The 11466-nt window shown below is 39.6% G+C and carries 8 protein-coding genes and 1 tRNA gene; 5 read left to right on the top strand and 4 right to left on the bottom strand.

All coding sequences use genetic code 11. The annotated features are described in order from the left end of the window. Positions 1-18: 18 nt before the first annotated feature. The gene (locus NLF99_RS08155) at positions 19-1578 is read left to right on the top strand and encodes a serine hydrolase (RefSeq protein WP_185212596.1); all 1560 of its coding nucleotides are present in this window, start codon (positions 19-21) and stop codon (positions 1576-1578) included. A gap of 157 nt (positions 1579-1735) precedes the next feature. After that, positions 1736-1809, top strand: a tRNA-His gene (locus NLF99_RS08160). A gap of 120 nt (positions 1810-1929) precedes the next feature. Here the strand turns inward: NLF99_RS08160 and NLF99_RS08165 are convergent. Beyond that, positions 1930-2652, bottom strand: coding sequence for a WbqC family protein (locus tag NLF99_RS08165; RefSeq protein ID WP_185212597.1), 723 nt, complete (start codon positions 2650-2652; stop codon positions 1930-1932). 388 nt (positions 2653-3040) lie between these two features. Here NLF99_RS08165 and NLF99_RS08170 point away from each other — a divergent pair, with 388 nt between their 5' ends. After that, the gene (locus NLF99_RS08170; RefSeq protein WP_254527666.1) at positions 3041-4615 is read left to right on the top strand and encodes a hypothetical protein; all 1575 of its coding nucleotides are present in this window, start codon (positions 3041-3043) and stop codon (positions 4613-4615) included. On the opposite strand, the gene NLF99_RS08175 is transcribed toward NLF99_RS08170, so the two are convergent. The 3 genes from NLF99_RS08175 to NLF99_RS08185 are packed head-to-tail and all read right to left on the bottom strand — an operon-like array spanning position 4612 to position 9050. After that, positions 4612-6912 carry a GH92 family glycosyl hydrolase gene (locus NLF99_RS08175; protein ID WP_254527667.1) on the bottom strand — a complete coding sequence of 767 codons (2301 nt, stop codon included), beginning with the start codon at positions 6910-6912 and terminating at the stop codon, positions 4612-4614. The two genes, NLF99_RS08170 and NLF99_RS08175, sit on opposite strands and share 4 nt — an antisense overlap. 27 nt (positions 6913-6939) lie before the next feature. Then, positions 6940-8076, bottom strand: a complete 1137-nt coding sequence (locus NLF99_RS08180) for a glycerate kinase (RefSeq protein ID WP_254527668.1) — start codon at positions 8074-8076, stop codon at positions 6940-6942. Then, positions 8076-9050, bottom strand: coding sequence for a D-glycerate dehydrogenase (locus NLF99_RS08185; RefSeq protein ID WP_254527669.1), 975 nt, complete (start codon positions 9048-9050; stop codon positions 8076-8078). The genes NLF99_RS08180 and NLF99_RS08185 overlap by 1 nt, the downstream gene beginning before the upstream one ends. Before the next feature lie 389 nt (positions 9051-9439). On the opposite strand from NLF99_RS08185, the gene NLF99_RS08190 reads away from it, so the two are divergent. Next, positions 9440-9688 carry a hypothetical protein gene (locus tag NLF99_RS08190; protein WP_185212602.1) on the top strand — a complete coding sequence of 83 codons (249 nt, stop codon included), beginning with the start codon at positions 9440-9442 and terminating at the stop codon, positions 9686-9688. Positions 9689-9981: 293 nt separating this feature from the next. Continuing rightward, positions 9982-10599, top strand: coding sequence for a hypothetical protein (locus NLF99_RS08195; RefSeq protein ID WP_185212603.1), 618 nt, complete (start codon positions 9982-9984; stop codon positions 10597-10599). The last annotated feature ends 867 nt before the right edge of the window (positions 10600-11466 follow it).

Genomic DNA, 11466 nt, shown 5'->3' on the forward strand with positions numbered 1-11466 from the left:
AAACCTAATTTGAAAATCATGAACAATTACAAATCTTCTTTCAGTCACTTATTGGCAATACTCTTTCTATTGTCCTTTTCCTTCAAGTCCATTGCACAGGGACTACCTCAAAAAGACCTGGACCAGCTAGTAGAAAAAACCATGAAGAGCTTCAATGTTCCGGGAATAGCATTAGGGATTATAAAAGATGGAAAAACCATCCACCTAAAAGGATATGGAGAAAGATCCATAAACAGTAAAAAACCTGTTGACAATCAAACCGCCTTTGCAATCGCATCAAATAGCAAAGCCTTTACGGCATTTGCCTTGGGCATGCTTATGGATGAGGGAAAACTAACCTGGGATAGCAAAGTCACCGATTTTATTCCAGAATTCAAGATGCATGACCCTTATGTCACTTCAGAATTTACCGTTAGGGACCTATTGACCCACCGTTCAGGATTAGGTCTCGGTGCTGGTGATCTAATGTTTTGGCCAGATTCTGCAAACTTCAATACTGAAGAAGTGATCCATAACCTGAGGTACCTTAAACCGGTATCCAGCTTCAGAACAAAATTCGATTATGACAACCTACTTTATATCGTCGCTGGCGAGGTCTTGAAAAGAGCTTCGGGAATGAGCTGGGAAGACTTTATAGAGAAAAGGATCATGGCACCTCTTGGCATGACGAATAGTGCTGCCTCCCTGAGCCGGATGAAGTCAAAAAACAATGTAATCGATGCCCACGTCCCTATAGATGGCAAATTGATTACCATTGCCAGGTACTTAAGCGAAACAACCAATGCAGCGGGCGGAATAAACAGCAGCATAGAGGATATGAGCAAATGGGCAACCATGCTTTTGAACAAAGGAAAATATGGGAACAACCTGGAAAAGCAACTCATTTCCGAAAGACGGCTTGCGCAGATCATGACCCTACAGACCGTTATCGGAGGTTCAGGTCCCTATAATGCACACTTCACAGGATACGGCTTAGGCTTCTTTCTCAGTGATCAGAATGGATACTTTGTTGCCGAACATACCGGTGGCTTAGGTGGCATGGTTACTCAAATGACCTTGATTCCTGAACTGAAGCTCGGCATTATCGTGCTGACCAACCAACAGTCCGGCTATGCTTTTACCACGATTACCAATCAGATCAAAGATTCCTATTTTGGGATCAAAGGAACCGACCGCCTGACAGAACTTAAAGCTAGGGAATCCAAAAACGAAAGCGAAGGCGACAAAGTTACCAATGAGGTCTGGGCCAAAATCAAAGCTCAGGACCAAAAAATAGACTTCTCTCCTTTTCTTGGTAAATATAAAGACGCATGGTTCGGAGAAATCGAAATCAGTAACCGTAATGGTCAACTATATTTTACATCAGCAAGATCTCCACAGCTGCAGGGCAAAATGTATTATTACCAAGGGAACACCTTCGTTGCCGCTTGGAATGACCGCAGCATGAATGCAGACTCTTATGTTATGTTCAACCTGAATGAAAATGCCAAGGCAGAAAGCATAAAAATGAAAGCCGTTTCTCCATTAACAGACTTTTCTTTTGACTTCCATGACTTAGATTTAAAAAGAATAGATTGATTTTCGAAGCATAATTAATGCAGCAAAAGGAGATTTTCATCCTGCAAATAAAAATATCTCATTAGAAATGAGCTTTTTCACTGTTTAAACCAATGATTAGCGTAAAAACATTTGGAGTATATATAGATTAATCCTACTTTTGTATCACAAAATCACGGTAGGTATAGCTCAGTTGGTTAGAGCACTAGATTGTGGTTCTAGGGGTCGTGGGTTCGAGCCCCATTACTTACCCGGTTAAAGGAGGTCCAAAAGGCCTCCTTTTTTTGTATCTAAAATTCCCTTTAACATTCTCCTGATTAAAAAAATCCTAAACAAAAAACGGATTGAAATCTATCAACCCGTTTTACTCTCCTAATTTAATTTATACTGATCTAACATCTCATGTACCTCCTCTTTGCTATTGAACATCAAAGCATCCAGAATGGATAGTCCTGGCTCAAACACCCGCCCTCCTTGTTGATAATCCCGGAGCTTTATTTCATGAAAGAAGATATCTATATCCGACTGAATATATTTTTCCCGGTTATAAAAACTCATGCCGCCTATTGGATTAACATAAGTAACTTTCTGACCTATCGACTTACAGATATTTAATGCCCACTCGTCAGAGTCCTTCGGTTGCTCGATCATCAATTCCATCTCTGAAAAGGCAACAATCTCCCTTGGCATTTCCAGATAGTTACATATTTCAGTCAACACATGCCGGTTCAGGGAAGTAATATCATCAAAGTCCTTGGACAAGGTTTCTTTCACAAAATCAAGGGTCGGTTTATAGTAAGGAGCAATCTTTTTATAGATGGCCATTTGCGAAAACATTTTATCCTTCCAGGGCAGACTGTTGTCCAAAACACATTCCTTGATCAAGGAAGCTCTTCCGTTTGGTTTTTTCACAGGAACCTGTATATACAACCATCCATCACCCTGTTTCAAAATACGGTTCCGTTCAATCCAACCTCGTTGAATGTATTGCACGGTATCCAATAAAATAAATCGATCCGTATGTTTCAATAGGCTGATATACCCTAAATACGGAAAGAAATAAGGCTGAATTATTCCGATCTTTTTTCTAAGCATTATTATTTAATAATTAGTTTGGTTCTAGTACATATCTATCCCTATAAGCAGCCTTTTAATCAGGTTCATCATTTAGGTATAGAAAATATTATTATTCGGCATTGTTTCCGGATAGATTCAATTCATAGCATCACAGCCTGAAAAAGTAAAAACAGCGCGTTACTCCTTCAGCAGCCTTATTAAATCTATCTAAATTGATTATTGAGCCACAAAACCAGATCGATTGAGACTTCTTAATCACTAACTAGTTCAAAGTTAAAATGAACATTTGGTCCATTTTTACGGCTTTCCATAATTGGAGAAAAAAATATAAAGATGCTTCTTTGGATCCCAATTAAAACGGAGATTCTCCAATTAATTCGTAAATTGTATAATCGCTAAACCTATCATGAAAAAACTAAGCAGTACATTCTTTGTATTCCTATTCTTTACGTTAGCAGCTTATTCCCAAACTGCTCCAACCGAAATACAATTTGTCCGTCAAGGAGTAAAGCGCATTATCTTTGACCAGGACCAATCTATCCCATTGGCCAGTCTTAATCCGGAAAAGATTATTGGATTAAATGTAATGCACCCCATACATCAATATGGCAAGGATTCAGCTAAGATTAATATTGAAAAAGGACTATTGAATATTACAGCAAATACTGAATCTGAATCAACCATTTGGTTGGCAGGATTTAATCCTTTTGCCACCTATATTATGGACTTAGGCGATATCACTGGAGAAGGGAAACTGGGCTTTCAATTTGCCGATCCGAATAAGAAGGAAATTGTCCGACTCTCCATTTCTTATGCAGCAGGACTTATTGCTGACATCGAATTTGACCATCAAAAACCAGCAGAGCACATTAATTTCAATCAATCCATTTATATTCCAGAGAAAAAAGATATTCCTTTAAAAGGCAAGCTCATATTACAGATGCTTGGCAGTGGATTGACCCTTTACCTTCAAAATGAGGGCTTACCTACTGTCCTTGCCCAAAAGGATTTTGCAGAACACTCAGACCTTCGGGAAATTGAAAAAATCCGCAAATTCCAAACCTCATTATATGCCCAGCAGCAAAAAGGGACCATAGCAATAAAATCAGTGGACATCCAATTAAATGCAGGAATGGGTCTTGCAGATATCCGCGCATTGACCTACGAAACTGGCGAACCCATAATGGATCAAGGTCGTCTATGGTTTAGCATGAGCGTGCGAGGAAGGGCATTGCCACATCACCTCCAAGGAATCTTTAGCATGGATCCTTCTGTATTTGACATCAAGTTTGAAGGCATTGTGGTATTTGATCGTGGGGACGGGTTATGGCGAAACGAGGTCGCCTCTCATATCTTCTTTGACCGTAGGGACTCCATTTGGAGAGGGATCACAACAGGATTTAGTGCCTATGCCAAAAAATCCGAGAAGAAACAATTACTTGCGGTCGAGTCAAAACAAGACCCAAGATTTGGTTTCTCCATTATGAAAGCTAAAACAATGGGCCAGGTCGGAGATATTGAAGATCCGCACATAATATTTGACAAGGACGCCAATAAATGGCGCATATTGACCTGTGAAAATAGCGATGGATATAAAGCCATCATATTGGAATCCGATGATTGGGACAAGGGCTACAAAAAAATTGCCGGTCCTGTAAAGCACAATTCTACAGGAACCTCTATCCAAAGAATCAACGGTAAACTTTTCTGCTTTTCGGGCAGCTCCGAAAAAGAAGTCTTTATCTATTCCTATCCTGACCTTAAAGAATTGGGCCACTTAACCATGGACCTTCCACCATGGGACGAAACGAGCAACAGTAGGGTTTGGCCAAATGTTATTCAACTACCCGAAGGATATCCAACAAAATATATAGCCTTGATGATGGACCGATTTAATTACCCTGGTTTGAAAGGTCCAAACTGGACCTATGGAGCATTATATCTCTACCATGGCTACGAAAAAATAAGGACGAGCCCTTAATTCTTCAACTTCGGCATTGCCCCCATTTCAAGTTTCAATGTACCGCCCTTCAGGAGGTCCGCATGGCTGATCTGCATCTTTTCCAAAGGTTTTCCATTTAAGCTTGCAGATTGTATATAGATGTTTTCTTTAGAATTACCGGTAGCTACAATATTGAACTGCTTCCCATTGTCAAGCTTGAAAGTAATTTCCTCAAAAACTGGACTTGTGATTTCATAGACCGGATCTCCAGGAGCAATAGGATGAATACCTGAAGCCGCAAGGACATACCAAGCCGACATTTGACCTACATCCTCATTTCCTGTCAAGCCTTCCACCTCATTTTTATAGGCATGCTCACAGATGTAACGAGTCCATTTTTGAGTCAGCTCCGGCGCTCCTAACCTATTGAACAGAAAGGGAACATGATGAACTGGTTCGTTGGCATGGTTATAATACTTATTCCACAAGAAATCCTTCGGGGTATTTTCAAAGAATGCAGTCAAATCCGCCAATACCTTTTTCCGGCCACCCATTAACTCCACCATACCTTCAACATCATGCGGTACAAACCAACCTTGCTGATATGAATTCGCTTCAATACTGCCGTACCATTCCTTCATTCGGCCTTCCTCTGGCCATTTCTCCCACGACCCATCCTGATGTTTGGGCCTAAACCAATCCTTTCTAGAATCAAATATATTCCTATAGAACTGGCCACGTTTCATATATTTCTCATAAATATCCTTTTTGCCCATATTTTTGGCCATTTGGGCAATGCACCAATCCGTATACGCATATTCCAAAGTTTCAGAAATGCTAAAGCCTGATTCAACCGGAACATACCCTAGGTCAGAATTCCCAAACTTTTCCGAGGTTTTGATCATCAGGTCCAAAGCTTCCTCTTGGTTAAATCCACGGATTCCCTTTGCATAGGCATCCGCAATCACCGCCAGAGCCGGATTGCCGATCATACAACCACTATAAGCATTGAAAAACTCCCAACGCTCTAAATAATTCTTATTGCTTTGCTGAGCTAGGCTGATCAAGGAATTTATCTCTTCATTGACCATCTTTGGATTGATAATCGTCTGCAATGGAAATTGACTCCTGAAAACATCCCAGCCACTAAAGATGGTCCTTTTGGTAAAACCTTCCGATTCATGCACCTTTCCATTTGGCCTTGGATATCGCCCATCGACATCCGTAATGTTCCTTGGATCAATCATGGTATGATAAAGTGCCGTATAGAATATTGATTTTGCGTCTTCCGTCCCACCTTTTACATCTATTTTACCTAAAGCATCATCCCAGGCCTTTTGGGCCAGCTCCTGCATGGTCCTAAAGTTCTTCCCTTTCACATCGGCAAAGAAATTATTTTCAGCTCCTTCCATATCTGTGAAAGAAATCCCCACCTTCAGCAATACCTGTTCTTGATCTCTTGTAGGAAACTCCAGATAAAACCCAACATGGTCGGCTTCAACAGCAGAAGCTCCAGGAATGACCTTTGCCCGTTCCAGCATACGCTGATAATCAAGGCTCGCAACATCCTTATTTTTCCGCTCCTGTCCATCGGGCACATCCTGTGCCCAGAATCCATAATTTAACAAGGGTTTGCTAAATTCCGCATAAAAGTAAACGGTATAATCGGGATGCCCATCTCCATCGCCCCAACCCCCTCCAGTTGAATCACATTTAATCCAACCCTTGATGGTATTGCCATCTACAACCTCCACAGACTGTCGGGTAGAAGTTCCACCGACCCTTCTCGCCAAATCAATCTGAATCCTCGAGGTATCATTTTCAGGAAAAGTAAACCGAAGCATACCGCCATAGGGAGATGCTGTAGCTTCCGCCTTAATCTGATAGCGGTCTAAGTACACCGAATAATATCCTGCCTTAGCAGTTTCTGAGTTCTTATCATACGTAGATCTATAGCCTTGGAGCTCACCTGAACCTTCCTTTCCAGCAATTACATGTAATGGACCCGTACTGGGCATCACTAAAAAATTCCCCAAATCTCCATACCACCCTACTCCACTCATCTGTGTAAAGGCAAAACCTTCAATGGTTTTATGCTCATAGCTATATCCAGAGCCATTATCACCCCCTGTAATGGTATTGGGACTGACCTGTGTCATACCAAATGGAGTGGCAGCACCCGGAAAAGTTTTTCCAAGTCCATGGTAGGAACTTGCCGTGTTGGTGCTTGCCCCAATAAATGGATTCACATATCTTGAAGCACCAACGGGAGATTGCGCCTCAACAGTAATGGCCAAGCTTACAAAAAATACGGAAACTATGGATTTTAAAAACATGTATTTATCTAAATAATGATTCAATTGTTATTTCACCTGCCCAAGCATCTTGCCTAATTGCAGGGCAGTTCGAAGAAGGTTCTTTTCTGTATGCTTTATGGACAACTCCAATTCCTCTGGTTGATTTCCAATAGGCAGCAACATCAGGAAATAATCCTGCAGTTCTTTTGGAATCTTCAAGGGGATTTTTCCGGCCAATCCAATACAAGGAATTTGTCTTTCCTTGGCTTTGGCAGCCACGACTACCGGCGCTTTCCCTTCTAATGATTGACTATCTATGCTCCCTTCCCCAGTGATCAGTAAATCTACTTGTGCCAAAGCTGCATCAAAACCTGTTATCTCACAGAAATAGGATGCTCCTTTTTTTAGATCAGCATTCAAGAATACGGAAAATGCAGCTGCAAGCCCTCCAGCAGCACCTCCTCCCTTCATACCGTTCAATGATTTTTGAACCGTTTTTTTTGTCAATCGGTCAAAGCTTTTCAAAAACTCCTCCAATTTTTCGATATCTTCTTCACTTGCTCCCTTTTGCGGACCAAAAACCCTTGCCGCCCCATTTATTCCCAACAATTTATTCTCAACATCACAAAGAACAGTAAACTCACAACCTAAGATCCTTTCCTTGAATTTCGAAATGTCCATAGAATCCACCTTTTCAAAATCATTTGGTAAGGGCTCTATCACTGCACCTCTTTTATCCCGAAACTCTAGACCCATCGCTTGCAGCATACCTATTCCAGCATCAACGGTAACTGAACCGCCCAAACAGATCACAAAATCCCTGATACCTGAATCAATCAATGCTGAAATCAATTGCCCTAACCCTTTGCTACTTGATTTCAATGGACTTTTAAGTTTGTTCTGGATTGATTTAAATCCTGAGGTCTCTGCCACCTCAATAACAGCGCATTTGCCAGAATCAATCAGACCATAACTAGCTTTTGTTTTCTTTAGGTAAGCACCAGCAACCTTCATGCTCTTTATTTCTCCATTCAACTGCTTACAGATGAGAATAGAGCTATAGTCACCGCCATCTCCAATAGGAAATTTGGAAATATTAGCCTGGATCCCACTGGATTTCAAACCTTTTTCAATTGCATCCGCGACCTTATCTGCCTTTAGGCTATTTTTGAAACTATTGGGTGATATTAAAATGTTGAGCATTAAGAATAGACTTCTGGATTTAAACAAGTTTTCAATTTTTCTCCTTCGACAAAGGCAACAATATTCTCTGCCGCAATTCTCGCCATTCCTCCTCTAGCCTCAATGGTTGCTGAACCTATATGTGGTAATACACAGACCCGTTCATGTTTTAAAAGTGGATTATCGGGCAACATCGGTTCAGGATCCGTCACATCTAAGCCTGCACCCCAAACTTTGCCCGCATTTAGCGCTTCATCCAAATCCTTTTCATTGATAAAGCCACCCCTTGCCGTATTTACAATAATCGAAGTATCCTTCATCTGCTCAAATACCTCTTTATTAAACAAACCTCGGTATTCAGGAGCATAATTGGCATGTATTGATAATACATCAGATTGCGCTAGGAGTTCTTCAAAACTCACATACTTTGCTCCCAACTTCTCTTCCAATTCTTCATTTCTATTCCTGTTATGGTATATGATCGGCATTTCATAAGCTGCTTTGCATTTTATGGCCATCTCATATCCTATCCTTCCCAATCCAAATACACCCAAGGTCTTACCATAAAGCTCTTGGCCTAAATTTGCAATCGGATTGAAATACTTAAATCTAACTCCTACACGTACTTGATTGCTATGGAAGGATGCCAATCGAGAAACCATTAACATCAACATAAAGGAAATATCAGATGTTGCCTTACTCAGAACATCTGGAGTATTGGAAACAGGTATCCTTCTCCGGGTAGCCTCTTCTAAATCTACTTGATCAAAGCCGACCGAGAATAGCGATACAGCCTTCACCGAAGGGCAGAGGTCAAAAAACTTCGCATCAATCTTATAGGCTCCAATATTGAGGATCGCATCACATTGTTGACAATACGATATCCACTCATCATAGGATATTTCTGGATTTTCAGGCATTATTAGATCGATATCAGGTCTAGCCAGCATTTTCATGCCGACTTCAGGGATAAGTTTATTTATGAAGATCTTCATGTTGAATTGGTTTTTTGTGCAATAAGTTTAATATACTAAAAATGTATCGTTTTTAGGTAGACTGGCTATACTTCAATCTAAACATCACGTCTATTGGTAATATTAAGCATAGAGATTCTACCAAATGGTTAACACCAAAAATCAGCGGTTGTTGTTGGTGAAAAATGAAAATTACGATACTGCAAAACAAAATCTTTTGAAAGGGAAAAAACCTGCAATTACTAAAATTGTTGCTTATCGTACCTCATAACATGCATTGCACTTTCAATGTCATGATCCATCAACATATTGCCCAATTATTAAGTTTATATTAACTTTCTGAACCATGACAAATTGAAGCAAATCTATTGCTAGATTTATACTAGTAATCAGATAGATAGATAAATATCATGACACATAAGATTCAAGAATTAAGCGAAGCCGAATTACTGAGACGGTTGAGCAGATTGAAGACCTTAACCTCAATTCATGTTATTGCACTAGGTCTTTATTGGGTTTCTTCACTTGCATTAGGCATAGTCGTAGAACATATGTATGTCTGGCTCTTCAGCATCATATCCTTCCCTATCCTGATTTTGAACGTGAAAGCAATCAACGAAATAAAAGAAGAATTTCAAATCAGAAAAACCATGGTTTAGATATGATTTGTTAAAGCTATAAAAATAGATTTCGAGCCGATACGTATTAATAATTTAGTATTGTTTTTAATTGAAAGAAGGTCAATGTCAACTTGACCTTCTTTTTATATGACCTCCTAATGCGCTTTAGAGCAGGATTCATCTGCTATTGTAACGAAATGTTTAATTATTGTTACAATCAAAAACAAAAAATCGCCCTTTATTGAATCTCAATACAGATTCACTTGTTAAGAAAAGTTAAGACTTTAAATTTCCCTTGCAATTCTTATAGATTTGCTTCCATGATTAAACATATGTATTTAAAATTATCAGCCGTTATATTAGGATTAAGCATTTCAGGAAATGCATTAGCACAAGAATCAGATTCAGTAGTATATAAAGAGAACAAAGAAAAGGCAATCAAATTTGCTGTCAACAAAAACATCAATGCAGCATTGCCCCTTCTCACTTCATGTTACCAAAAGAACATGGAAGATAAAGAGGTTCAAACCATGATCTCTGCGTCATTGATCAGTATTGCATCTGATCAGAACAACTTACAAGGTTCTTTGGATAGTATTGATTCATGGACTGCCAAGTTTCCTTTCCTACAAAATGACAAACAAGTCCGTAAGCTATATACGATCAATGCTAATCAATTAGCATTCCTTAGCTTCCAGGAAGAGAATATCGAAAAATCCTTGGCCTACCATGATCTGGTAATTGAAGAGTTATCAAAAAATCAGGACCTAGGACTGAAAGACAATAAAGATCTAATTTCATTTGCCGTTAGCCTCGCAGCGGACCAACTTGAAAAGAAAGAATTCAGGATTGCCAGAAAGATCGCCAGCGAAAGCTTAGCCTATTTCAACGATCCAGAACTCAAAAAGATGTTAAAATACATGGATGATAAAAACTTGGGACTTAATTAAGTCCCATTTTTTTTGAGCGTATTTATCCCCTATAATACGTTTTCAGTTTAATTATAGCAGACAATGATAGTAGGTTTTGTTTTTTTTTATGTCATACGGAGGTTTATCCGAAGTATCTCGGAACTTGACAGACAATCAAAATCAAAGAAAATAAGGTAAGTTTTATTTTGTCATACTGAGGTTCATCCGAAGTATCTCGGAACTTGACAGACCATAAAAATCAAAAACAGTTTTTTTGACTGGCGTACAGTTCCTTTAATTTCGGTTATCACCCTCCATCATCCTAAAGAAGGTTAAGTTTTTTTGGTCATACTGAGGTTCATCCGAAGTATCTCGGAACTTGACAGTCCATAAAAATCAAAAACAGTTTTTCTGACTGGCGAACAGTTCCTTTACTTTCGGTAAAGGATGACACGATCTTTAGGAGGAGAACCGTACAGATACCTCACTACCTGTTCAGAATCAAAATGCGCAAAAGAGGGATTCAGAGTGAAACGAAGAATCTATTTTTGTTTTTTTTGGGAAAATTTGGTCATCGTAAGATGAGGAAACTTTTTCAAATGATTGTGGTTAGTTCCGAGACCCTTCGGGGAAACCCTCAGGGTGACACAAAAAAGGGTATGGAAAAAGTTCACCCCCCATGGGGATTTTTTATTAGCTGATCTAAACGAATTTAAGAGATAATCACCCTAAAGGATAATATTGATGTTAAGATTGCATCCGGCGGGCGAATTCAATTCGCCCCTTCTATGTTGTATTCCAAATTTTTTCTTGATTATTTGCCTCTATGGTTGTTTTTCCTTTCCCTTTCCCTTGCTTTGGGCCAAAGGTTGCCCAGCTGATGGTTTTTCCAACAGCTGCGATATG

Origin of the sequence: Sphingobacterium sp. LZ11T8 (genome assembly GCF_024261425.1) — a bacterium.
Taxonomy (GTDB): Bacteria; Bacteroidota; Bacteroidia; order Sphingobacteriales; family Sphingobacteriaceae; genus Sphingobacterium.